Source organism: Kitasatospora sp. NPDC059146, assembly GCF_042786665.1.
Lineage (GTDB): Bacteria > Actinomycetota > Actinomycetes > Streptomycetales > Streptomycetaceae > Kitasatospora.
Genome location: NZ_JBHZCY010000016.1, coordinates 18,961 through 42,361 on the forward strand (window position 1 = coordinate 18,961; position 23,401 = coordinate 42,361).

At 74.8% G+C, this 23,401-nt stretch carries 18 protein-coding genes, 1 tRNA gene and 1 riboswitch; of the genes, 12 read left to right on the plus strand and 7 right to left on the minus strand.

The genetic code is table 11. The annotated features are described in order from the left end of the window. The first annotated feature begins 68 nt into the window (after positions 1 to 68). Complete coding sequence (locus ACFXPX_RS09875; protein WP_380595230.1) at positions 69 to 767, plus strand: RNA polymerase sigma factor; 699 nt, start codon at positions 69 to 71, stop codon at positions 765 to 767. Then, positions 764 to 2,203 carry a hypothetical protein gene (locus tag ACFXPX_RS09880; RefSeq protein WP_380640436.1) on the plus strand — a complete coding sequence of 480 codons (1,440 nt, stop codon included), beginning with the start codon at positions 764 to 766 and terminating at the stop codon, positions 2,201 to 2,203. The genes ACFXPX_RS09875 and ACFXPX_RS09880 overlap by 4 nt, the downstream gene beginning before the upstream one ends. Positions 2,204 to 2,273: 70 nt before the next feature. Here ACFXPX_RS09880 and ACFXPX_RS09885 read toward each other — a convergent pair whose 3' ends face one another. Both ACFXPX_RS09885 and ACFXPX_RS09890 read right to left on the minus strand, forming a co-directional pair. Further along, the gene (locus tag ACFXPX_RS09885; protein WP_380523395.1) at positions 2,274 to 3,773 is read right to left on the minus strand and encodes an aminopeptidase P family protein; all 1,500 of its coding nucleotides are present in this window, start codon (positions 3,771 to 3,773) and stop codon (positions 2,274 to 2,276) included. Between the two features lie 169 nt (positions 3,774 to 3,942). Continuing rightward, on the minus strand, positions 3,943 to 5,394 hold the full coding sequence (locus tag ACFXPX_RS09890) for a PP2C family protein-serine/threonine phosphatase (RefSeq protein WP_380591313.1): 1,452 nt from the start codon (positions 5,392 to 5,394) through the stop codon (positions 3,943 to 3,945). 618 nt (positions 5,395 to 6,012) lie between these two features. Between ACFXPX_RS09890 and ACFXPX_RS09895 the strand changes: the two genes are divergently transcribed. Next, positions 6,013 to 6,675, plus strand: coding sequence for a bifunctional DNA primase/polymerase (locus ACFXPX_RS09895; protein ID WP_375882657.1), 663 nt, complete (start codon positions 6,013 to 6,015; stop codon positions 6,673 to 6,675). A 218-nt stretch (positions 6,676 to 6,893) separates the two neighbouring features. On the opposite strand, the gene ACFXPX_RS09900 is transcribed toward ACFXPX_RS09895, so the two are convergent. The 4 genes from ACFXPX_RS09900 to ACFXPX_RS09915 all read right to left on the minus strand — a co-directional run bounded on the left by ACFXPX_RS09900 (position 6,894) and on the right by ACFXPX_RS09915 (position 11,167). Next, the gene (locus ACFXPX_RS09900) at positions 6,894 to 7,877 is read right to left on the minus strand and encodes a DUF5926 family protein (protein WP_380640438.1); all 984 of its coding nucleotides are present in this window, start codon (positions 7,875 to 7,877) and stop codon (positions 6,894 to 6,896) included. 144 nt (positions 7,878 to 8,021) lie between these two features. Then, positions 8,022 to 8,609 (minus strand): ATP-binding protein, encoded by a 588-nt coding sequence (locus ACFXPX_RS09905; RefSeq protein WP_375882653.1) that lies wholly within the window; start codon positions 8,607 to 8,609, stop codon positions 8,022 to 8,024. Positions 8,610 to 8,850: 241 nt separating this feature from the next. After that, positions 8,851 to 9,675 (minus strand): glycerophosphodiester phosphodiesterase, encoded by an 825-nt coding sequence (locus ACFXPX_RS09910; protein WP_375882651.1) that lies wholly within the window; start codon positions 9,673 to 9,675, stop codon positions 8,851 to 8,853. Positions 9,676 to 9,754: 79 nt separating this feature from the next. Next, complete coding sequence (locus tag ACFXPX_RS09915) at positions 9,755 to 11,167, minus strand: purine-cytosine permease family protein (RefSeq protein WP_380523399.1); 1,413 nt, start codon at positions 11,165 to 11,167, stop codon at positions 9,755 to 9,757. Then, a riboswitch (TPP riboswitch) is annotated at positions 11,160 to 11,308 on the minus strand. It overlaps the preceding gene by 8 nt. A 208-nt stretch (positions 11,309 to 11,516) precedes the next feature. On the opposite strand from ACFXPX_RS09915, the gene ACFXPX_RS09920 reads away from it, so the two are divergent. The 7 genes from ACFXPX_RS09920 to ACFXPX_RS09950 all read left to right on the plus strand — a co-directional run bounded on the left by ACFXPX_RS09920 (position 11,517) and on the right by ACFXPX_RS09950 (position 19,364). Further along, complete coding sequence (locus tag ACFXPX_RS09920; RefSeq protein WP_380640440.1) at positions 11,517 to 13,421, plus strand: S1C family serine protease; 1,905 nt, start codon at positions 11,517 to 11,519, stop codon at positions 13,419 to 13,421. A gap of 64 nt (positions 13,422 to 13,485) precedes the next feature. Continuing rightward, positions 13,486 to 13,573, plus strand: a tRNA-Ser gene (locus ACFXPX_RS09925). Between the two features lie 175 nt (positions 13,574 to 13,748). Further along, positions 13,749 to 14,576, plus strand: a complete 828-nt coding sequence (locus ACFXPX_RS09930) for a MerR family transcriptional regulator (RefSeq protein ID WP_380640442.1) — start codon at positions 13,749 to 13,751, stop codon at positions 14,574 to 14,576. Between the two features lie 49 nt (positions 14,577 to 14,625). Further along, entirely contained in the window at positions 14,626 to 15,855 is a 1,230-nt protein-coding gene (locus ACFXPX_RS09935; RefSeq protein ID WP_380640444.1) for an MFS transporter, read from the plus strand. 131 nt (positions 15,856 to 15,986) lie between these two features. Continuing rightward, positions 15,987 to 17,351: an FAD-binding oxidoreductase gene (locus ACFXPX_RS09940; RefSeq protein ID WP_380523402.1), complete on the plus strand. Its 1,365-nt coding sequence runs from the start codon at positions 15,987 to 15,989 to the stop codon at positions 17,349 to 17,351. Between the two features lie 453 nt (positions 17,352 to 17,804). Further along, positions 17,805 to 18,134 carry a hypothetical protein gene (locus ACFXPX_RS09945; protein ID WP_375882638.1) on the plus strand — a complete coding sequence of 110 codons (330 nt, stop codon included), beginning with the start codon at positions 17,805 to 17,807 and terminating at the stop codon, positions 18,132 to 18,134. 453 nt (positions 18,135 to 18,587) lie between these two features. Then, positions 18,588 to 19,364, plus strand: coding sequence for a pyridoxal 5'-phosphate synthase (locus tag ACFXPX_RS09950; RefSeq protein WP_380640446.1), 777 nt, complete (start codon positions 18,588 to 18,590; stop codon positions 19,362 to 19,364). A gap of 102 nt (positions 19,365 to 19,466) precedes the next feature. Here the strand turns inward: ACFXPX_RS09950 and ACFXPX_RS09955 are convergent, their stop codons facing one another. Further along, the gene (locus ACFXPX_RS09955) at positions 19,467 to 20,531 is read right to left on the minus strand and encodes a DMT family transporter (RefSeq protein ID WP_380523403.1); all 1,065 of its coding nucleotides are present in this window, start codon (positions 20,529 to 20,531) and stop codon (positions 19,467 to 19,469) included. Positions 20,532 to 20,694: 163 nt separating this feature from the next. Between ACFXPX_RS09955 and ACFXPX_RS09960 the strand changes: the two genes are divergently transcribed. Both ACFXPX_RS09960 and ACFXPX_RS09965 read left to right on the plus strand, forming a co-directional pair. Beyond that, positions 20,695 to 21,567 carry a DUF1906 domain-containing protein gene (locus tag ACFXPX_RS09960; RefSeq protein WP_380523404.1) on the plus strand — a complete coding sequence of 291 codons (873 nt, stop codon included), beginning with the start codon at positions 20,695 to 20,697 and terminating at the stop codon, positions 21,565 to 21,567. Between the two features lie 153 nt (positions 21,568 to 21,720). Further along, complete coding sequence (locus ACFXPX_RS09965) at positions 21,721 to 23,382, plus strand: long-chain fatty acid--CoA ligase (RefSeq protein WP_380523405.1); 1,662 nt, start codon at positions 21,721 to 21,723, stop codon at positions 23,380 to 23,382. Positions 23,383 to 23,401: the final 19 nt, after the last annotated feature.

Below are 23,401 nucleotides of genomic sequence, written 5' to 3' on the forward strand. Positions count from 1 at the left end.
TCTTGATCAGGTGCCTGACGGTCCGGCGAGCACGCCGCCCACCGTCCCGGGGGAAAGCAGAACCGCACATGTCCATGGCCATCGGCCCGATCGCCGCGCCACGGTGGGGGCGCGGCTTCTCCGTCCGCGCGGCCCGCGGAGTCCGGGGCGCGGTCGTCACGCTGTTCGGTGCGCAGGAGGCCGGTGCGCCGGACTCCGTGCTCACCGTCGAGCAGCAGCAGCCGGCGCAGCGCCGCTCCGGCTTCCGGCTGGTGCGCGGCGGCCGCGGTCCCGCGGAGGACCGGCCCACGCTGACCGACCTGTACCACGCCCACCGGCTGGGCCTGGTCCGGATGGCGGTCCTGCTGGTCGACCACCAGGACCTGGCCGAGGACGTCGTGCAGGAGGCCTTCACCCAGCTCTACCAGCGTCACGGCGAGCACCTGGACGACCTCGACAACGCGCTCGGATACCTGCGGACCTCGGTGGTCAACGGCGCCCGCTCGATGCTGCGCCGCCGCCGGACCGCCCGGGAGTACGTGCCCCCGCACGAGGCGGACGCCCCCTCCGCCGAGGACCACGCGGTGCTCAACGACGAGCACCGACGGGTGCTCGTCGCCTTGCAGGAGTTGACCCCCCGCCAGCGTGAGGTGCTGGTGCTGCGCTACTGGTCCGACATGTCGGAGGCGCAGATGGCCGAGACCCTGGGGCTCTCCCGGGGCGCCGTGAAGTCCACTGCCAGCCGGGCCCTGGACGCCCTGGAGAAGCACCTGGAGAAGGTTCGATGACCGACAAGTTCCCCCGCCCGGGCGGCGGTGACGGCGGTGGGCCGGCCGAAACCGCGACCGAACGGCTGCTCCGCGAGGCGATGGACGCCCGGGCGTCCCTGATCACCGTCCACGGCCTGCGCCCGGCCGCGCCCCCGCGGGGCCGGGTCCGCAGGCTCCGCCCGGTGTACCTGACCGCCGTGCCGGTCCTCGCCCTGGCCGCCTCCCTGGGGATCGGCCTGCTCGCCTTCCACGGCGACCCGGTCGCCAAGCAGGACGTCCCCCCGCCCCCGGCCGCGAGCATCACCGCGCCCCCGACCCCCGGCCCGGACGCGACGCCCACCCAGGACGCCTCGCCCACCCCGGCCGGCACCGCCCCCACCACCGGCGGTCCCGCCGCGGACCGGCCGCTCTCCGACCTCGTCCCGTCCTCGTCCGGCTCGGGCGTGCCGACCGGGCCGGGCACGCCGTACACCTTCCGCGGCGTCAAGTTGAAGGTGCCGGCCGGCTGGAAGGCCGTGCCGCTCTCGGACCAGGCGGTCTGCCTGCTGAGCCCGGGCGCGCCGACCGATCCGCAGCGGAACTGGTCGTCGGCGGTGTGCGCGCCGTACGGCGTCCAGGTCACGGTCTACAACTCGGCGGGCGAACTCCAGGGCGGTGCCTGGCCGACGACGGCCGACCTGGACGCCCCGGCCGGCTGGGCGCACCAGGGCAGTTGCCCGGTCTGGGGCAACCCCCACCCGCCGACGGCGGGCGAGATGAACAGCGCGGGGCCGACGAAGAGCGCGGTCACCGTGGCGGGCAGTCCCGCGGTCAGGTCGCAGTGGCAGGTCACCTGCGGCAGCGACTCCTTCACGACCCAGCTGTGGGCCCTGCCCAAGGACCAGGTCTTCGTCTCGGCGCAGGGGCTCAGGTCCGACTACCAGCCCGGGCTGACGGCCGTCGTCAACAGCCTGGACCCGAGCGGCCACCAGGCCCCGGCGGCGGCGGAGCCCGGCCCGAACGACCTCGCGGTCAGCATCGACGGCCTCTCCTCCGGCCAGCAGATGCGGATCGGCAGCGCGGTCGCCACCTTCTCGGTGACCTTCCGGAACACCGGACAGGGCACCTACGACCAGGTCCAGCCGCTGCTCTTCACCGACCGCTACGGGGGCACGCCGACCGCGCCCGGCCAGCAGCTGCCCAACGACGGCAAGCTGGAGGTGCAGACGGACGGCGGCTGGTCGGTCCGGGCGATGTCCCGGGGGAGCGACACGTCCTACGCGGTGGCGCAGGACCAGGACGTCTTCTCGCTGGGCCCGGGGCAGAGCAGGCGGCTGACCTACCGGCTGACGATCGGGCCCAAGGACGGGACCGGGGACATGCCGCTGAGGGCGCAGGCCCTGGTGCCGTACCGCGGCAGCGGCGACCTGACCGTGCTCGGGCACCAGGACATCGCGCTCAGGATCGTCCAGTAGCGCGCAGGGCCCGGCCTCCCCGCGGGTGGGAAGGCCGGGCCCCGGCGCGGCCTCGGGTTCGGGCTCAGGCTCAGGCCAGCGAGGCCATCCAGGCCTCGACCTCGTCGCCGCGCCGCGGCAGCCCGGCCGAGAGGTTCTCGTTGCCGTCGGCGGTGACCAGGATGTCGTCCTCGATCCGGACGCCGATGCCGCGGTACTCCTCGGGCACGGTCAGGTCGTCCTGCTGGAAGTACAGGCCGGGCTCGACGGTGAGCACCATGCCGGGCACCAGCAGGGCGTCGACGTGCTCCTCGCGGCGCGAGTGGGCGCAGTCGTGGACGTCCAGGCCGAGCATGTGGCCGGTGCCGTGCAGGGTCCAGCGGCGCTGCAGGCCGAGCTCCAGGACCTTCTCGACGTCGTACACCGAGGCGTCCAGCAGGCCCCAGGCGAGCAGCCGCTCGGCGAGGACGCGCTGTGAGGCGTCGTGGAAGTCGCGGAAGCGGGCACCCGGGCGGACCGCGGCGATGCCGGCCTCCTGGGCGTCGTACACCGCGTCGTAGATCTTCCGCTGCAGCGCGGTGAAGGAGCCGCTGATCGGCAGGGTGCGGGTGACGTCGGCGGTGTAGAGGGTGTGGGTCTCCACGCCGGCGTCCAGCAGCAGCAGCTCGCCGGGGCGGACGTCGCCGTCGTTGCGGACCCAGTGCAGGGTGGTGGCGTGCGGGCCGGCCGCGGCGATGGTGCCGTAGCCGACGTCGTTGCCCTCGACCCGGGCGCGGCGCCAGAAGGTGCCCTCGATCCAGCGCTCGGAGGTGGCGACGGCCTGCCCGAGCTCGCGGACCACGTCGGTGAAGCCGTTGACGGTGGCGTCGCAGGCGGCGCGCAGCTCGCCGATCTCCCACTCGTCCTTGACCAGGCGCAGGCCGCTCAGGAACTCCTTGAGGTCGGCGTCCTTGTCGGCGTCCAGCACCTCGGCGAGCGCGGCCTCCAGGCCGGCGTCGTAGCCGCGGACGATCCGGGTCGGCACGGCGGAGTCCTTGGCGCGCCCGGCCAGCTCCTCGGCGGCCTTGCGGACGTCGCGGGCGGGCAGGCCGAGCAGCTGCTCCTGCTCGGTCAGGCTGTGCCGGCGGCCGACCCACAGCTCGCCGTAGCCGTCCAGCCAGAACTCGCCGTTCTCGCGGTCCGAGCGGGGCAGCAGGTAGAGGGTGAACTCGTGGCCGGCGTCGCCGGTCGGCTCGCCGACCAGCACCGCGTCCTCGGTCCGGTCGCCGGTGAGGTGCACGTACTCGCTGGCGGCGCGGAAGTTGTAGTCGGTGTCGTTGGAGCGCACCCGCAGGTTGCCGGCCGGGACGACCAGGCGCACGCCCGGGTGGGCGGCGGACAGCGCGGCACGGCGCGCGGCGGCGTACGGGGCCTGGGCGACCGGGGTGAGGCCGTGCAGCTCGGTGTCGGCCCAACCGGTCCTCATCGAGGCGGACAGCTCGTCCGAGATCTCGCCGTAGAGGCCGTTCTTGCGGCCCTTGAACGGCGGCGGCTCCTCGCCGCCCTCGGCCTCGGGGTTCTCGGCCACTGCGGGGGTCCGGTCCTCGGTCACGTGCAACGCCTCCTTGGGGGTGGTACCGCCGCCCTCGGGGGAGGTGTCGGGTCGCGACACGCGCGGGCGGCCGTGCGTCCATGGTACGGACGCCCGGCCGCCCGCCCGTCCGGGGTTCGTATGGGCAGGGCCCGTCTTCGGACTCCCGCCTGCGGGGCGGCGACGGGCCCTACTCGAAGCGCGCGGCCAGCAGCATCAGGTCGTCGGTGGCCGGGGAGGCGTCCGGGGCGGGGCAGACGGCCAGCAGATGGGCGCAGAGCCGCTCCGGGTCGATCCGCACGTCGCGCGGGGCGTCGGCGGCGGCCCGGCGCAGGTTGGCCTGGCCGGCGTGCAGGGTCGGGCCGCAGCGGCGGGCCAGGCCCTCGGTGTAGAGCAGCAGGGTGTCGCCGCGCCCGGCGGTGAGCTCGACCCCGGGGGCCTCCCAGCAGGCCAGCATGCCGAGCGGGGCGGAGAGCGAGGTCTCCACGAACTCGGCGCCGTGCCGGCCGACCAGGACGGGCGGGCAGTGCCCGGCCCCGGCCAGGGTGATCCGGCGGTCCTCGGGTTCGACCCAGGCGTAGACGGCGGTGGCGGTGCGGGTCGGCTCGGTGGTCTTGAGCAGCAGTTCCAGGTCGCCGAGGACGGAGACCGGGTCCTCGCCCTCCAGTACCGCGTACGCCCGCAGCGCGGCCCGGATCCGGCCCATCGCGGCGGCCGCGCCGGGGGCGGAGCCGGGGCCCGCGCCGGGGCCGTCGCCGGAGACCGAGCCGACGGTGAGGCCGACGGTGCCGTCCGGCAGCGGGATGGCGTCGTACCAGTCGCTGCCGCTGGAGCGGTCCAGGCCGGCCGGGACGAGCCGGGCGGCCAGTCGCAGTCCGGGGATCTGCGGGAGGTGGTCCGGCAGCAGGCCGCGGCGCAGCGCCTCGGTGGTGCGCAGGGTGCGTTCCGCCTCCAGCTGCTTGGCGAGCAGCGGGGCGGCGATCTCGCAGTAGTGGCGGGCGAGTTCGCGCTGGCAGTCGGTGGGCTGGGCGGGCCGGTCGTAGAACCAGACGGCGGCGGCGAGCGGGCCGTCCTCGACGGTGGCGAGCGGGAGGCCGTAGGCGCCGCCGAGGCCGAGGTGGACGGCGAGTTCGCGCAGCCGGGCGCCGACGGCCGGGTCGTCGGCGAGGTCGGCGGAGTGCAGCTGTTCGGGGCGGTCGTGCTCGCTCAGCAGCCGGGCGAGCAGGCTCTGTTCGGTCGGGACGGTCTCCAGGGCGCCGAGGCTGGCCCGGTCCAGGCCGAGGCCGACGGGCTGGCCGGTGCCGCCGCCCGGCAGCAGGGTGACCAGGACGCCGCGGTCGGCGCCGAGCAGGGCGGCGCCGGAGGCGAGCACGGCGTCCAGGGTGGCGGTGGTGCCGCGGGCGCGGGCGAGCCGCTCGGTGTGCTCGTACAGGCTGGTGATATCGGACAGGCGTCCGGCCAAACGGTCCTGCACCGTGCTGGACGGTGCCGCGGGGCCGTCGGCGCCGCCGTCCGGAGCGTCGGTGGGGCCGGGCAGGTCCGGCGGCGGGTCGAGGACGGTGAGCCCGCCCGCACAGCCGGTCTCACCCGGCTCTGCGGGCGGCGTCGACGGCTGGGCGGCCGACGCGTGGGACTTGGTCATGCCGCCACTCCTGACGCGGTGCTACGTGCCATGCGAAACCCCCAGGTACGGCCAATGTGGAGCGAGCACGGCCAAAGGACGCGTTTCGCCTCGATTCGCTACTACTCGTCATTGATCGACAGCAATGCCACCACTTCTACACAGGCCATTCGGGGCATGTCCAGATCCAGGACGATGCGGTGGCCGGTTCCACGTCCGCGCGACCCGGTCGGAGGGCGCGCACCGGGCGCGGCGCGCCGGTCGGAGCCGGAGGCATGGAGCGAGCCGGGAGCGGGCAGAACCGAGGGGACGGACCGGGCGGCCGTCCGGATCGTATGTCCGCGCCGCCCGCGATCCGGGCTGGCCGGAAGTCTCTCACTCGTACGGTGGAACCAAGCGCGCCCGGGCGGCGTCCATCCGGTCGCATACGGGATTCTCGTTCCAGGGGCTGTTCCAGTGCGCGGCCCTTCTCATGTCGTGCTCCACACCGTGCTCCACGTCGTAGCCGCGCCGTCCGCCGTGCCGCCCGCCCCGTTCCGCGCCTTTCCGGGGCCGTGCCGCCGCGGGCCCCTGCGGCGGGTCCCGACGGATGTCGGTGGGGCGGAGCGAACCGAGCGGTCAGGGAAAGGAACGAGCGCCATGCGTGAGAACCCGAAGAGCCCGAGGAGCCGGTCGCAGGAGTCCCGGGAGCCGCAGGAGTCGTCCGCCCGGCTGGCCGCGGCCCTCACGGCCGCCGTCGAACACCGCTGGCCGGTGGTGCCCGGCACCGTGCTGTGCGGCGGCCGCTGTTCCTGCGGGGAGCCGGACTGCCCGGCGCCCGGCGCCCATCCGCACGACCCGTCCCTGCTGGCCGCCACCACGGACCCCCGGATGGTGCGCTGGTGGTGGGAGCGGCAGACCCCGGACGCGCCGGTGCTGGCCGCCACCGGCTCCGCGGTCTCGGCGGTCAGCCTGCCCGCGGCGGCCGGTGCCAGGGCGCTGGTCCACCTGGGCGCGCTGCGGCTGCCGCTCGGCCCGGTGCTCGCGATGCCGGGCCGCTACGCCCTGCTGGTGGCCCCGTACTCGCTCGACGCCCTGGGCGAGATGCTCGCCCAACTCCCTTCGGTGCCAGGATCGTTGCGCTACCACGGGCCGGGCGGCTTCCTGCCGCTGCCGCCCGGCGGCGGGGCCGGGAGGGTGCGCTGGGTGCTGGCGCCGCGGCCGGCCGCGGCCGGTGGGGTCCGGTTGCCGCAGGTCGGGCCGCTGCTGGGGGAGTTGGTGGAGGCGACGGTCCGGCTGGACAGCGGGCGCTCGACGTACTGACGGATCGCCGGGTCGGGCCGGACTCCGGGCCCGGTGGTGCGGGGCGTTCCGGAAAAAGAAAAGATCCGGCCGCTGGCGACGGGGGATGCACCAGCGGCCGGACTCTTTAGACAGTAACAAGGATCCGCGCCCGCGCCAATTTCCAAGACGCCCTCCAGGCCCGGAAATTGCGGCTTCCCGGCGACAATGTGACGCGTATCACCCGGATCCTGCGCGCTTTAGTTCAGGGTGACCTGACGGTTCACCAGGTTCGCGCGGGCGCGCCGCTCCTCGGCGGTCAGCTCGGTCGGGTCGGCGAGGACGGCGGCGAGCCGCTCGCCGAACTCGGCGGCCGGCTTCTCGCAGTCGGCGGCGGTCATGGCGAGCGGGAGGTCCCACACCGGGACGGTCAGGCCGTGCGCGCGGAACGAGCCCACCAGGCGGGTGTCCGCGCCGAGCGAGGCCTCGCCGGCGGCGTTCAGCCGGGCCAGCGCGTCCAGCAGCCGCTCCTCGGGCACGGTCATCACCCAGCGCAGGTGGTTCTTGTCCGGGGTGCCGCACCAGTAGGCGGCGTCGACGCTCGCGAGCTTCTCGGTCGGGATGGCGGAGGCGTTGGCGCGCTCCAGCGAGGCGGCGACCTCGCCGGTGGCGGTCTCGGCGTCCTCCAGCCAGAACTCGAAGCCGGTGTGCACGGTGGGCGTGAACGCGGCGGAGGCGTCCAGCAGGTCCTGGAGGCGGCGGCCGCCCGGGCCGGTCCGGCGGGCCGGGACGGGGCTGCCGGGCTCGGTGGCCAGGGCCAGCTCCAGGGCGTCCGCGAGGTCGCGGCTGAGGTCGCCCGAGGAGGACTGGGTCTGCAGGCCGAGCAGGATCGAGCCGTCGGGGCGGCGCAGGGCCGGCCAGGCCAGCGGCAGCACCGTCGCCAGGGTCACCGACGGGACGTCGCCCCCGGCGCTCGCGGTCACTCCGGCGGCCAGCGTCAGCGGCACCGTGGCGGCGGGCACCAGCTCGCGCAGCGCCACCCAGTCGGCCTCGCCCGGCAGGCCCTCGAACGGGCGGTGCACCAGCTCCTGCACGGCGTGCGAGGCCTCCCGGCCGTGGCACGCCTTGTAGCGGCGGCCCGAGCCGCAGGGGCAGTCCTCGCGGGCCCCGACCACGGGGATCTCACCCGTGACGGCGGTGGTGGACTGGCGCTGCGGCGCCTTCTTGGCGGCCTTCTTGCCCATGCTGCGGCTCTCCCGGGGACGGTGGTCCTGTTTCACGGGAAGCCTACTGAGGTTCCCCCGGCGCGCGGGAACGCGCCGGGGCGGGCGCCGGTCGGACGGGTGCCGTACGCCCTGGTACCGGTCGGACGGGTGCCGCTCGGACGGCTACGCGCTGCGGGCGGTGCCGCCCCCGGTGCGCCGGGCGTGCCGGGCGCGGGCGGGCAGCGCCGCCCAGACCGTGACCTCGCCGGGCGCGTCCCGGACGCCCCAGTCGCTGGCCAGCTGGTCGACGATGGCCAGGCCGCGGCCGCCGCGCGAGGTCAGCGAGGGGCTGGCGGGCAGCGGCCGGGTGGCCGCGCCGCCGTCGGTGACCTCCAGGGTGAGCACGCCGTCGGCGTGCATCTGCCAGCGGACCAGCACACCGCCGGCCGGCTCGGCCGTGTCGTCCTCGGGCTCCCGGCCGCCCGGTGCCGGGTGCGTCCCGGAGGGGACGCCGACCAGCACCTGGTCCACCACCTCCGCCCGGGCGCCGCGGCCCAGGGCGGGCAGCGGGCCGAGCGGACGGGCGTACCGACAGGCGTTGCTCAACAGTTCGGAAAGGATCAGAACAGCATCATCGATGACCGGTTCCGGTATCTGCCGGTCACCCAGATCTCGACGCAGTCGGCGCCGTGCGACCCCGACACTCGCTGGGCCGTGCGGCACTGCCATGGTCGATGAAGTCGGCACTTCACGCGCCACCATCAACGCCACCCCCGGACCTCCTTCAGCGTATGCCGAGGGATGGATGCCCCTTGGTAATGCGTCGGAAACGACTGTCGGAGGATCCTGCGGGCCCTTTTCCGGCGGCGCGACTCAGGGTCGACAAGAGGTCATTCCGTGCTCACCCTCCGTCGCCCGATCGCAAGAATTCCGGCAATACCGTGCGCGGAAGGTTTGACTGCCGACCAGGGTGATCAGGTTTCCCCGGGTACCCGGGGCGCCCGGCCCCGGCTCAGCGGCCGAGCTGGGCCAGCACCTCGGCGGGCCTGTTGGTGATGATCGCGGAGACCCCGAGCTCCAGGCAGAGCTCGACGTCGGCCGGCTCGTCCACCGTCCACACGTGCACCTCGTGGCCCAGCTCGCGCAGCCGGGGCACCAGCTGCGGCTTGGCCTTGATCAGCTCGATGCCGGGGCCGGCGATCCGGGCCCCGCCCGGCAGCGGCTGCCCGGGGCGCAGGCGGCCCAGCAGCGGCAGCATCCGTTCGATCAGGAACACCCGCCGGTAGTCGGGCGCGGCGGCGGCCACCCGGTTCAGCGCGATCGAGGAGAAGCTCATGATCCGGGCGGACGGGCGCTCGCCGTCCGGCGCGGTGCCGATCTTGTACCGCTCCAGGGTGCGCAGCAGCTCGGCCTCGACCCGGCCGCGGAACCGCACCGGGTGCTTGGTCTCGATCGCCAGGTCCACCGGGCGGCCGCAGTCCACCACCAGTTCGAGCAGCCGCTCCAGCCGCAGCACGCCGCGCAGCTCGGGGTCGGTGCTGGGCCGGCCGGTCTTCCAGGCGCCGAAGTCGTACGCCTCCAGCTCGGCCAGCGTCATCGCGGAGACGGTGCCGCGGCCGTTCGAGACCCGGCCGATCCGGCGGTCGTGCACGCAGACCAGGTGGCCGTCGGCCGTCACCCGCACGTCGCACTCGACGGCGTCCGCGCCCTCGTCGAGCGCGCGCCGGTACGCCGCGAGGGTGTGCTCGGGCAGGGCGTGGGAGGAGCCGCGGTGGGCGATCACCTGGACGGAGGGCGTGGTGCGCGCCGCCGCCGAGGGCAGTTCTGGGCTGGTCACGGCCCCAACGATAGGGGGCGCGGGTGAACCCGGGGCGAAGCCGGTCCCAACCTGCGGGGCCGGCTCCGCCCCCGGTGCGTCAGGCCCGGGCGGTGCGGCGGGTCAACGGGGTGAGGCCCCAGGTGACCAGCGCCGGCACCAGGAAGGCGAACAGCGAGGCCGAGGTCCACTCCTGCGGGGTGAAGTGCAGGGTCCGCTGGGCCGAGGTCCAGAAGTCCACCCATCCGTCGCCCACCGCGGTCGGCGCGATCAGCTGGTAGACGGCGAAGCCCAGCACCCACGGCAGCAGCATCAGCCAGCGGGACGGTGCCCGCTCGGAGAGGTCCCAGCCGTGCCGGCCGGCGCCGAAGAAGTAGTCCACCGCCAGCACCGCCAGCAGCGGTACGAAGACCGAGCCGATCAGGCCGAGGAAGTTGCTGTAGGTGTCGGTGAACCGGTCGATGCGCAGCGCCAGCACGGTGGTCAGCACGCCGATCCCGCCGCTCAGCACCCGGCGGTCCACCCGCGGCAGCAGGTTCTGCAGCGACATCGCGGTCGAGTAGACGTTGGCGAAGGACTGGTCGGTCTCGCGCAGCACCAGCACCAGGAGGAACAGCCAGCCGGCCCAGACACCGAGGAAGGAGTCGAAGATCCGGCTCGGGTCGCCGTCGGACTGGAGCAGCGCCATCAGGCCCAGCACGTAGCACCAGACCTGGGCGACGGTGTAGCCGGAGAAGCTGCCCCAGAAGGCCGACTTCGGGCTGCGCGAGTGCCGGGTGTAGTCGGCGGCCATCGGGACGAAGGAGATCGACACCGCGATCATCGCGTCGGTGGCGCCCAGGAAGCCGTGCCAGTTGCCCGCGCCCGGGTCCGGCACGCCCTGGCGGCCCAGCTGGACGGTGAAGTACACCATCGCGACCGCGACCGCCCCGGCCACGAAGCGGCGCAGCACCGCGATCGAGCCCAGCGGCCAGATCGTCAGCGCGGTGGTCAGCGCGCCCGCGAGCAGCACGAACAGCCAGCGGTAGTCGCTGGTGTGGGCGACGGTCTGGGCGCCCGCCGCGATGGTCAGCAGCTCGAACACGCCCCAGCCGACGCACTGGACGATGTTCAGCACGGTCGGCAGGTAGGACAGCCGGGTGCCGAACAGGCCGCGCAGGTTGGCCATCGCCGGGGCGCCGGTGCGGGCCCCGATCAGCGCGGCGACGCCGAGCATCGCGGTGCCGACCGCCGTACCGGTCACGATCGCCGTCACCGCGGCGGCCAGCGACAGCTCGCTGCCCTTCTCGCCGAGCACGGTCGCGGCGGTGGAGAAGCCGATCAGGCTGACGCCGAGGTTCATCCACAGCGCGAAGTGGTCCCGGAAGCGCAGGGTGCGCGGCGGCTCGGTGTCCAGGACCAGCGGTGCCTCGACGCGGTGGTCCAGCAGCGCGGCGCCGGCGCCGGCCGGGTCCGGCGGGAAATCCTTGGACGCGGGCGCGCCCGGAGAAGAGGATGGCGAAGCAGGCGGCATGGCCGATACTCCCTACGCCGGCATTACCCGGACAGGTTCCGGCGGTCAGCGCCCCCTCGACGGTCCGCCGGTCACTGGCCTGGCGTACGGTCGACATGCGCACTCTCAGCCTGGTCGGTCCAAGCTCCCGCGTGTCAGTTTGGAGCGACAGGCTAACCGGCACGGGTACGAACGCCAAAGGCCACGGGGTGCGCGGTCCGCATCGCGGGACGCCGGGCGGGGGTGGGGAGCCCCGGTTGTCGGTGGCGGCTAAGGATTCTTATGAGTTATTCAGAGGGGTCCTTACGGCAATCGAATCGCCGGTGCGAAAAACTATGGTCCTTGGTTCTGTCAGCTATGGAGGTCGTCCGTGAGCACCGAGCGCGAGGTTGGGCCCATCGGGCCGCAGGGGGAGCAGCCCGCGGGGGCCCCGGAGGCGGCGGGTGCCGTTCCCGACGGCACCGCTCAGGGCGGCCACAAGCCGACCATGGCCTTCAGCCGGGTTCCCGAGCCGAAGGACGAACCGGTGGACAACCCGGTGGCCGGGCCGGTGGACGGGTCGGCCGACGCCGCCCCGGCCGACAGCGGGCACCAGCCGACCATGGCGTTCGGCCGGGTCCCGGAGCCGGCCGCCGCGAGCGCGGCGGCCGAGGCCGCCCCGGCGGAGGGCGGGCACCAGCCGACCGTCGCCTTCACCAAGGTGCCCGCGCCGGAGGCCCCGGCCGCGCCGGCCGCGCCCGCCGTCGAGGAGCCCGCCGTCGACCCGGCCACCGGCTACATCGACGCCCCGCCGCCGGTCCTGCCGCCCGCGCCGCCCGCCCCGGCCCCGGTCGCCGCCGCTCCGGCCGCGCCCGCCCTGCCGCCGGGCACCCCGGGCACCAACCCGTACGCGACCCCGACCCACGGCGTGCCCGCCGCCGGCGCCCACGAGGGCTACGGCGTCCCGGCCGCCAACGCCCAGGAGCCGTACGGCGCCCCGGCCGCCGGTGCGCCCGTCGCGCCCGGCGCACCCGGTCACCACCCCTTCGGCGCCGGCCAGCCGCTCGGCGGCTGGGGCGGCGGCCACGACGCCGGCGCGGGCCACCCCGGCGGCCCCGGCGGTCCGTTCGGGTACCCCGCCGAGTACCCCGGCGGCCCGGGCGGCCACGGCCCGCGCAAGAAGCGCGGCGGCCTGGTGGCCCTGCTCGCGGCCGTCGCGCTGGTCGCCGGCATCGCGGGCGGCGCGGTCGGTGTGGTCGCCAGCGACCACGCGGGCAGCAGCAGCTCGGCGGACGACCACCGCAGCACCACCGTCCAGGCCAGCAACACCCAGAAGAACGAGCCCGTCCCCGGGTCGATCGCCGCCATCGCCCAGAAGGCGCTGCCCAGCGTCGTCACCATCAAGGCGCAGAACAGCACCGAGTCGGGTACCGGCACCGGCTTCGTCTTCGACACCGAGGGCCACATCCTCACCAACAACCACGTGGTCGCGCCGGCCCTCAACGGCGGCAAACTGACCGTCAAGTTCGCCGACGGCACCTCCTACACCGCCTCGGTGCTGGGCCACGCCGAGGGCTACGACGTCGCCGTGGTCAAGATCGACAACCCGCCGAAGAGCAAGCTGTCGCCGCTGCCGCTGGCCGACTCCGACAAGGTCAACGTCGGTGACGCCACCGTCGCGATCGGTGCGCCGTACGGCCTGGAGTCCACCGTCACCAGCGGCATCGTCAGCGCCAAGGACCGCCCGGTCGCCTCCGGCGACGAGACCGGCTCGCAGGCCTCGTACATGAACGCCCTGCAGACCGACGCCTCGATCAACCCCGGCAACTCCGGCGGCCCGCTGCTGGACTCCAGCGGCGCGGTGATCGGCATCAACTCGGCGATCCAGTCCAACGCCTCCGCCAACGGCCGGGCCGGCAGCATCGGCCTGGGCTTCGCCATCCCGATCAACCAGGCCAAGTGGGTCGCGGACACCCTGATCAAGACCGGCAAGCCGGTCTACGCCAAGCTCGACGTGCTGCGCAACGACGACTACAAGGGCGACGGCGCGCAGATCCAGACCAAGGACGTCCAGGGCCAGCCCGCCGTCACCCCCGGCGGCGCGGCCGACAAGGCCGGCCTCAAGCCGGGCGACGTGATCACCAAGCTCGGCGGCGCGCCGATCGAGAACGGTCCCGCCCTGGTCAGCCGGATCTGGACGCACAAGCCGGGCGAGACCGTCGACGTCGAGTACACCCGCAACGGCCAGACCATGACCACCAAGGTCACGCTCGGCCAGCGGGACGGCGATCAGTGACCCCCCGGGCCCGCGGAATCGTGTGCGCCGAAGGCCGTCGGACCCGTTAGGCTGACCTCCGCCTGGAGAGCTGCCCGAGCGGCCTAAGGGAACAGTCTTGAAAACTGTCGTGGCGTGACCCGTCACCGTGGGTTCGAATCCCACGCTCTCCGCCGGTAGGAGAAAACACCTGCTCAGGGCGGGTGCCGAGATCGTTTCGGCACCCGCCCTCGGTGTTTTCCGGGGCGGGCCGGCGGCGGGCCGGCGGTGGGCCGACGCGGGGTCGCGGCCGGGCCGGCGGCCGGGGGTTGACCCTGACACAGGGGGAGACGGTGGAGTGGGAGCACCATGTTGAACATCGGAGACTTCGCCGTCCACGGCCGGGTGTCGGTGCGGATGCTGCGCCACTACGACGCGATCGGCCTGCTCACACCCGCCAGGGTGGACCCGGCCACCGGGTACCGCTCCTACGAGGCGGGCCAACTCGCCCGGCTGAACCGGGTGATCGCGCTCAAGGAGCTCGGCTTCACGCTGCAGCAGGTGCGGGCCGTGCTGGACGAGCACCCGGACCCGGCCGAGCTGCGCGGGATGCTGCGGTTGCGGCGGGCCCAGCTCGCCGAGGCGATCGCGGCGGACGAGCAGCGGCTGGCCCGGGTGGAGGCGAGGCTCCGGACGATCGAGAGTGAGGGGAACATGTTCGAGCACGATGTCGTGGTGAAGCCCGTTCCGTCCGTGCGGGTGGCCCAACTGAGCGGTGTGGCGGCGAGTTACGCGCCGGAGGACATCACCCCGGTGATCGGCCCGCTCTTCGACGAGCTGTGCCGACGGGTGGAGCAGGCCGGGATCGAGGTGGTCGGGCCGTCCGTCGCCCGGTACGAGGACGGGCCGGAGGGCGACGGTTCGGTGGTCGTCCGGGTGGCCCTCCAGGTCGCGCCGTCCGTGCGGGCCGGCCGGGACGACATCGAGGTGGTCGACCTGGCGCCGATCGAGGAGGCGGTGACCATCGTCCACCGCGGCTCGATGGACGACGCGATGGGCAGCTTCCAGGCCCTGGCCCGCTACATCGACCAGAACGGCTACCGCTCGACCGGCTACGCCCGGGAGCGCTACATGGAGACCCCGGCCGACCGGTCCGGCTGGGTCGTCGAGTTCCAGGAACCGGTGGTCCGCAGGTAGCGGCCGCCGCTTGCCCTCGACCAGGTCGAGGGTCCTAGCGTCACCCGGCATGACCACCGCGACCTCCGCCGGGACGGCCCGGCGCACCGCCCTGCCCCGGCCGTACCTGCTCTGGCTGGCCGGGGCCCAGGCCGGGCTGCTGGGTGACGCCGCGCTGTCCTTCGCCCTCGGCTGGGCCGCCTCCGGGTACGGCGGCGGGGCGGCCGGGCTGGTGCTGACGGCGGTCACCGTGCCCCGTACGGTGCTGGTCCTGCTGGGTGGGGCGGTGGCGGACCGGTTCGGCGCCCGCCGGGTGATGCTCGTCGGGGACGCGGTGATGCTGGTGGTGACCGCCGCACTGGCGCTCGCGGTGGCCGGCGGCCGGGGCGCGCCGCTGTGGCTGCTGGTCGGGGCGGCCGTGGCGACCGGGGCGGTCGACGCGTTCCACCTCCCGGCGAGCGGCTCGATGCCGCGCCGGCTGGTGCCCGCGGACCGGCTGCCCCGGGCGCTCGCGCTGCGGCAGGCCGGCGGGCAGTGCGCGGTGCTGCTCGGGGCGCCGCTGGGCGGCCTGCTGGTCGCCGGGGGCGGGCTCGCGGGCGCGGCGGCGGCGGACGCGGTGAGCTTCGCGGTCGTCCTGCTGGTCCTGCTGCGGGTCCGGCCGGACCGGGAGGGGCCCGGTCCGGCTCCCGCCGCCGCCCCGGTGGGCCTGCTGCGGGAGGCGGGGGCGGGCGTCCGGCTGGCCCTGGGGGATCCGCTGCTGCGGGCCGCGCTGCTGCTGACCGGGGCCGCCGCGGGGGCGCTGCTGCCCGTGGTCTCGCTGCTCGGCCCGCTGCTCGCCCGGGCACACGGCTGGGCGGCGGGCACCGCCGGACTGGTGACCGCCGGTCAGGCGGCGGGGGTGCTCGCGGTGGCGGCGGCGGTCGCCTGGCGCGGCGGGCTGCCCCGGCCGGGGGTCGGGGCGGCCGCCGGGCTCTGCACGGCCTCGGCGGGCACCGTGCTGCTGGCGCTGTCCGGCGGTCCGGGGGCGGCGGTGGTCGGCAGCACGGTGGTGGGCCTCGGCTCCGGACTGTTCGCCTGCCACCTCGGGCCGCTGGTGCTCGGCGGTGCCCCGGACTCCCATCTCTCCCGGGTGCAGGCCCTGTTGACGCTGGTGCAGAGCCTCGCCCTGGTGCTGTCCACCGGGCTGCTCGGGACGGCCGCGGACGCGACGGGGGCCGTCCCGCCCGCCCTGCTCTGCGCCCTCGCCACCGGGGCGGCCGGGCTGGCGGCCCTCGCCACCCCGGTGCTGCGCCGGGCCTGACCGACCGGCACCGCCGGTCGGCGGGACACGGGCCGGCGGCCGGTGGCCGGTGCCGAGGCCCACTTGCCCGGCTCCGGGCCTCGGGGCAGAGTGCGGAGGTGGCGGCGGCGCGGTGGTGACTGGAGGCGGCGATGAGTGATCTGACGGACCGACTGGCGCTGGGCCTCCCGGCGGAGGCGGTGGTGGTGGATCCGGACGTGACCGCCGCCTACAGCCACGACATGGCGGGCTTCTGCGCCGCCGGGACGCCCGCCGTGGTGGTCTTCCCGGAGACGGTCGAGCAGGTGCAGCACGTGCTGCGCACCGCGACCGAGCTGCGGGTGCCGGTGGTGCCGCAGGGGGCCCGGACCGGGTTGTCGGGGGCGGCGAACGCCGTCGACGGCTGCGTCGTGCTGTCGCTGGTGAAGCTGAACCGGATCCTGGAGATCGACCCGGTGAACCGGGTGGCGGTGGTCGAGCCGGGCGTGGTGAACGCGGAACTGTCGCGCGCGGTCGAGGAGTTGGGTCTCTGCTACCCGCCGGACCCGTCCAGCTGGGAGTCCTGCACGATCGGCGGCAACATCGGCACCGGCGCGGGCGGGCTCTGCTGCGTGAAGTACGGCGTCACCAGCGAGTACGTGCTCGGGCTGGACGTGGTGCTGGCGGACGGCCGGCTGCTGTCCACCGGGCGCCGCACGGCCAAGGGAGTGGCCGGGTACGACCTGACCCGGCTGTTCGTCGGCTCGGAGGGCACCCTCGGGGTGGTGGTCCGGGCGGTGCTGGCGCTGCGGCCCGCGCCGGAGCCGCAGCTGGCGCTGGCGGCGGAGTTCCCCAGCGCGGACGCGGCGGGGGCGGCGGTCTGCGCGGTGATGGAGCGCGGGCTGACCCCGTCGCTGATGGAGCTGATGGACGCGGTCTCCGTCCGGGCCGTCAACGAGCTGGGGCAGATGGGGCTGCCGGAGTCGACCCGGGCGCTACTGCTGGTGGCCTTCGACGGGCCGGACCGGGAGGCCGGGCTGGCCCGGGTCGCGGAGCTGTGCCGGGAGGCCGGGGCGACCGAGGTGGTTCCGGCCGAGGACCAGGCGGAGTCGGACCTGCTGCTGGCGGCCCGGCGGCTGGCGCTGCCCGCGCTGGACCGGCTGGGCACCACGATGATCGACGACGTGGCGGTGCCGCGCTCCCGGCTGGCCGAGATGCTCAACGGCGTCGCGGCGATCGCCGAGCGGCACGCGCTGACGATCGGGGTGGTCAGCCACGCCGGGGACGGCAACACCCACCCGATCGTGATCTTCGACGCCGCGGACCCGGAGCAGACGGCGCGGGCCCAGCGCTCCTTCGACGAGATCATGGCGCTCGGGCTGGAGCTGGGCGGCACCATCACCGGGGAGCACGGGGTGGGGCTGTTGAAGCGGGACTGGCTGGCCCGTGAGCTGGGGCCGGTCGGGCTGGACCTGCAGCGGCAGGTGAAGGCGGTCTTCGACCCCTTGGGCATCCTCAATCCGGGCAAGATGGTCTGATTTTCGGCGCGGATATCTTCTCCTCATGCGCATCTTTCGGCCCGCATTCTCGGTACGACTTTCCGATGGTCTGTGAATGGCTGGAAAGTCGACTTGGAAGGGTGGGCGAACCTTTCGGGGGCGTGTTCAAGGGTGGCCCGCGCCGGGGGTGGTGCGCCCGGAGGTTCGTACGGCACTGACGCGCCGTCGTCCGACGTCCGCGGAAAGGCCGCCGAACGGGCGAAGTCGCAGGTCAGTAGCGGTGTGTCGGCGCACTGTCCGATCTTCCGCCCGTTATGCGCGGCCCGGGTGGATATCACGCTAACGGGCGAAAACTGCTCCGTCGGCTAGTGCTTTGTCGATTTGTTGCGGAAGTCTTTCTCCCGGCGTCGCAGCCCGCAGGTGTTCGTCTGGCCGGCGAACCCCCGCACCATGCTCGACCAATGCACGATTAACGGCTTCTTGGAGGCTCACATGGCTCGCTTCAACACCCGCCGGGTGTCCGGGTTCCTGCTCGCCGCCCCGCTGGCGGCCGGTCTGCTGCTGGCCGGTGCCGGGGCCGCCGCCGCCGACAACGGCGCGGGCGCCGCGGCCGGTTCCAACGCCGGCGTGGTGTCCAACACGGGCACCGGCAACATCTTCGGCGGCCTCGACGGCAACTACGTCTCCAACCAGCAGACGGCCACCGGCGCCGGCGCCTCGAACCAGAACAACACCGTCGCGGTGAAGGACAACGCGGGCAACGTCCTGGCCGGTCAGGGCAACAAGAACATCAACGTCATCTTCGCCCCGATCTTCCCCTGACGGCCCCGGGTGCCACTGCCGGCGGGGGCGCCGGAGGTGGACGGCCGCGGGTGAGCTGAGCATCCGCGGTGGGGTCCGGAACGGTCACCGGGCGGGCTTCCCGCCCCGGGCGGACCGGGGAGACCGGACGAACGCATGGACCGGCCAGCGGAAAGGGTCGCCGCGAAGCCGGCCTCGTGGGCGGTGCCGCCATCGGCACCGCCCACGAGTGCGTCCGGGCCCGGGGCCCCACCGGCCCGCCACCCGCGCCCGGCCCGCGCGCCCGGCCCCTGCGCCCCGCCCGCACGCGCCCCGCCCCCCGCGAGCGGCCCGGATCCCTCCAGCGAGGGCCCGCGCCCGGCGCCGTCGGTCCACGGCGGTACGGTTGCGCTCCGACAGCGCTCCACGTGCCCGGGCCCGGAACGGACGGCCCGGTCGGGGCGGCGACCGCGGCAATCGGAAGGAAGGCGCGCGATGGCGGCGGAGGACGAGGGCCTGACCGGCCCGGACGGGGCCAGGCCCGCACCGGAGCCGCAGTCGCAGCCGTGCCCGGCACCACCGGACGAGCGCCGGCCCGGGCCGAGGTCCGTCCCGGAACTGCTGCTCGGTCGCCCGCCGATGGCCCGCCCGCTGCCCTCCTTCGACCCCGCGGCCGCCCCCGCCGAGCCCGGCCCGCTGTTCGTGGACTGGCTCGCCACCGCCCTGGACGCCGGGGTGCTGGACCCGCAGGCCTTCACCCTCGCCACGGTCGACGCCGACGGCATGCCGGACGCCCGGGTGCTGGTGCTGCGCGACGTGGACGCGGCCGGCACCGGCTGGAACTTCTCCGCGGCCGCCGACAGCCCCAAGGGCCGCCAGCTCGCCCACCACCCGGCCGCCGCGCTGAACGTCTACTGGCCGCAGCTGGGCCGCCAGGTCCGGGTGCGCGGCAGCGTCGAGCGGGCCGCCGACCTGGTCGCCGCCGCGGAGTTCGCCACCCGCTCGCCCGCCGCCCGGGTCGGTGCGCTGGTCGGCCGGCAGAGCGAGCCGCTGGCCGAGCTGACCGAGTACGACGAGGCGGTGGCGGTCGCCCGGCGCCGGCTGGAGGCGACCCCGGACGCCGTCGCGCCCGGCCACGCGGTCTACACCCTGTGGGCGCACGAGGTGGAGTTCTGGCAGGGCGACGCCCAGCGCCGGCACGTCCGGCTGCGCTACACCCGCACCGGCCCGGTCCGCACCCCGGAGTGGTCCCGCACCCTGCTCTGGCCGTAGCGCCGTTGCCGTGAGGGGCCGGCCGCGCCCGGTCGGCGTCCTCCGGTCGGCCCCCTCCCGCCAACCGCCTCTCGCCAGCCCCCTCCCGTCAGACCCGTCCGGTCAGCGCCGTCCGGTCAGCGTGGCCCCCACGCTGGCCGCGACCACGCAGCCGATCCCGGCCAGCTGCGCGGCGCCCAGCAGCTGGCCGAGCACCACCAGCCCGACCAGTGCGCTGACCGCCGGCTCCAGGCTGACCAGCACGCTGAACACCCGCTGGGGCATCCGCCGCAGCGCCGTCATCTCCAGCGCGTACGGGAGCACCGGCAGCAGCAGCGCCACCCCGGCCGCCGAGGCGAGCAGCACCAGCGGCGAGGCGCCGGGGGCGGTCAGCCCGTCCCAGGCCTCGCCGAGCCCGAACGGCGCGAGGAACAGGGCGCCGACCGTCATCGACACCGCCAGCCCCTGGAAGCCCTGGAAGGCGGCGCCGACCTTGTCGGTGAACAGGATGTACAGCGCGTAGCAGCCGGCCGCGCCGAAGGCGTAGAGCAGGCCGACCGGGTCGAGCGAGCTGCCGCCTTCCCCTTCGCCGAGCAGGGTCAGCAGGACGACCCCGGCCGCCGCGAGCAGGGCCCAGAGCAGGTGGCTGGCCCGCCGGGCGAAGACCAGGGCGACCGCGAGCGGGCCGAGGAACTCGATGGTCGCGGCGGTGCCCATCGGCAGCCGGTCGATCGCCCCGGCGAACAGGAAGGTCATCCCGGCGGAGGCCATGCCGAGCAGCGCGGCCGCGGCGAGGTCGCGCGGGCGCTTGTCGCGCAGCCGGGGCCGGGTGACGGCGAGCAGGATCACCGCGGCGAAGCCCAGCCGCAGGAAGGTGGTGCCGCTGACCCCGAGCGGGCCGAACAGCGGCTTGGACAGGGCGATGCCGGTCTGCACCAGGAACATCGCGACCAGACACAGAAGCGGCGCCGGGATCCTGTCCGGGCGCCGCAGGGCCTTGCCGATCCGGCCGGTGGACCGGCCGGGGCGGAGCCCCGGGGGCGCCGTGGAGCCGGGCTCCCCACCTCGTCGCCGGCTGCCCCGCTCGCCGGCGGGCTCGCCCGTGGGGGCGGGCGGCGTGGCAAGGGCCTCGGCGACGGCGGCGGCCGAGGTGGGGGCGACGGTTTCGCCGGTATGGGAGGTGGGCATGCTGACGAGTTTGCCGTAAGGAGTGACCAACCAGCAAGCTCGTTACAACCCGTTCACGGAAACCGGGACGGATGCGGACGGGTGCGCCCGAAAGGGTGGACTCGAACGGGCCGCGCGGCGTGGCGGACGCGTTCGTCCGACGGTCCGTCAGTATCAAGGCCGGGTGCGCTGTCTCCGCCCGGCGGCCTTCCTCGCCGCCTCCCTCGTGCTCCTGCTGGCGACCGGCGGGACGGGCGTGAGCGCCGAGGCCTCCGTCCCGGCCGCCGCCGCCCTCCCGCGCATCCGGGCCGTCCGGCTCCCCGACCGGATCGGCCCGCCCCGGTTCCGCGACAACTGGAGCGGCGCGGCCTTCGACGTCTGCACCGCCCCCTCGACCGACGCCCTGCGGGCCTGGCGCGCCGCCTCCCCGTACGGGGCGGTCGGCATCTACGTCAGCGGCTCCCAGCGCGGCTGCCCCCAGCCCCGGCTCACCGCGGACTGGATCCACCAGGCGCGCTCGATGGGCTGGCGGTTCCTGCCGGTGCACGTCGGCCTCCAGGCGCCGTGCGCCGATCCGAGCCGCAAGCCCCGGCGGATCGACCCGGCCGAGGCCGCCCAGCAGGGCCGGGACGAGGCCGGCGAGGCCGTGCGCGCGATGCGCTCGCTCGGCTTCGGCCGGGGCGCCCCGGTCTACCTGGACATCGAGGCCTACCCGATGCGCGACGCCGGCTGCGGCCGGGCCGTGGTCGAGTTCACCCTCGGCTGGACCCAGGCCCTGCACGCGGCGGGCTACCGCTCCGGCTTCTACTCCAGCCTCGACTCCGGCGTCGCCGACCTGGCCGCCGCGGCCCGGGCCGGCAGCGGCCCGCTCCCGGACGCCGTCTGGTACGCCCACTGGGACGACCACGCCGACACCGCTTCCGCCGGCCCGCTCGGCCCGCAGCTCTGGGCCTCCCACCAGCGCGTCCACCAGTACCACGGCAACGTCCAGGAGACCTACGCCGGCGAGACCCTCACCGTCGACCGCGACCGGGTGGACGGCCCGACCGCCGGCTGACCGGGTACGTCCGGCCGGTCCCGTGATCCGTGCAACGGGTTCCGGATGCTGACAGCGGGCGGACGGAACGGCACAATCGGGCACGTCCACGCGCATTACCGCCCAGTAGGAAATGCCGTGGCACCGCCAGTGCCGCCAGGTCGAGGAGGACCCGTGTTCAGCACGATGCAGGACGTACCGCTCACCGTCGCCCGGATCCTGGAGCACGGGTCCACCGTCCACGCCCGTTCCACCGTCACCACCTGGGACGCGACCGGTCCGGTCGTCCGGACCTACGCCGAGGTGGGCGCGCGCGCCGCGCAGCTGGCGCACGCGCTGCGCGACGAGCTCGGGGTGACGGGCGACGACCGGGTCGCGACGCTGATGTGGAACAACGACTTCCACCTGGAGGCGTACCTCGCCGTCCCGGCGATGGGCGCCGTGCTGCACACCCTGAACCTGCGGCTGCCCGCCCAGCAGCTGTCCTTCATCATCGACCACGCCGCCGACCGCGTGATCGTCGTCAACGGCAGCGTCCTGCCGCTGCTCGCCGCCGTGCTGCCGCAGCTCGCGCCCACGCTCAAGCACATCGTGGTGGCCGGCCCCGGCGACCGCTCGGTGCTGGCCGGCTTCGCCGGCGGCGTGCACGACTACGAGGAGCTGATCGCCGACCGGCCCACCGACTTCCCGTGGCAGCGGGACATCGACGAGCGCCGGGCCGCCGTGCTCTGCTACACCTCCGGCACCACCGGGGACCCGAAGGGCGTGCTCTACAGCCACCGGTCGATCTACCTGCACTGCATGCAGGTCAACACCGGCGACAACTTCGCCTTCACCCCGCGCGACACCGCCCTGCCGGTGGTCCCGATGTTCCACGTGAACGCCTGGGGCATCCCGCACGCCGCCTTCATGTCCGGCGCCAACCTGCTGATGCCGGACCGGTTCCTCCAGCCCAAGCCGATGGCCGAGATGATCGCCGCCGTCCGTCCCACCGTCAGCGCCGCCGTCCCGACCATCTGGAGCGGCCTGCTGGACGAGCTGGACGCGGGCGACTACGACACCTCCAGCCTGCGCATGGTCGTCATCGGCGGCAGCGCCTGCCCGCCGTCGTTGATGAAGGCCTACGACGACCGCCACGGCATCCGGGTGCTGCACGCCTGGGGCATGACCGAGACCTCCCCGCTCGGCTCCTTCGCCCAGCCGCCGGGCGGCCTCACCCCCGAGGAGGAGTGGCCGTACCGGATCACCCAGGGCCTCTTCCCGGCCTCGGTCGAGGCCCGGCTGATCGGCCCGGGCGGCGAGCGGATGCCGCACGACGGCGTCTCGGCCGGCGAACTGGAGGTCCGCGGCCCGTGGATCGCCGCCGCCTACTACGGCGGCGCCGGGCAGGACCCGGTCCGCCCGGAGGACAAGTTCTCCGAGGACGGCTGGCTGCGCACCGGCGACGTGGGCACCATCACCGCCGACGGCTACCTGACCCTCACCGACCGGGCCAAGGACGTCATCAAGTCGGGCGGCGAGTGGATCTCCTCCGTCGAGCTGGAGAACGCCCTGATGGGCCACCCCGAGGTGGCCGAGGCCGCCGTGGTCGCGGTGCCGGACGAGAAGTGGGGCGAGCGCCCGCTGGCCACCGTGGTGCTGCGCCCGGGCGCAGCCGTCGGGCTCAGGGACCTGCGGGCCTTCCTGGCCGAGCGGATCGCCTCCTGGCAGCTGCCGGAGCGCTGGGCGATCGTCGAGTCCGTCCCGAAGACCTCGGTCGGCAAGTTCGACAAGAAGGTGATCCGGGCCAGCTACGCGGCCGACGAGCTGGACGTCACCACGCTCGGCAAGGAGTAGCGGACACACCGGAGGGCCG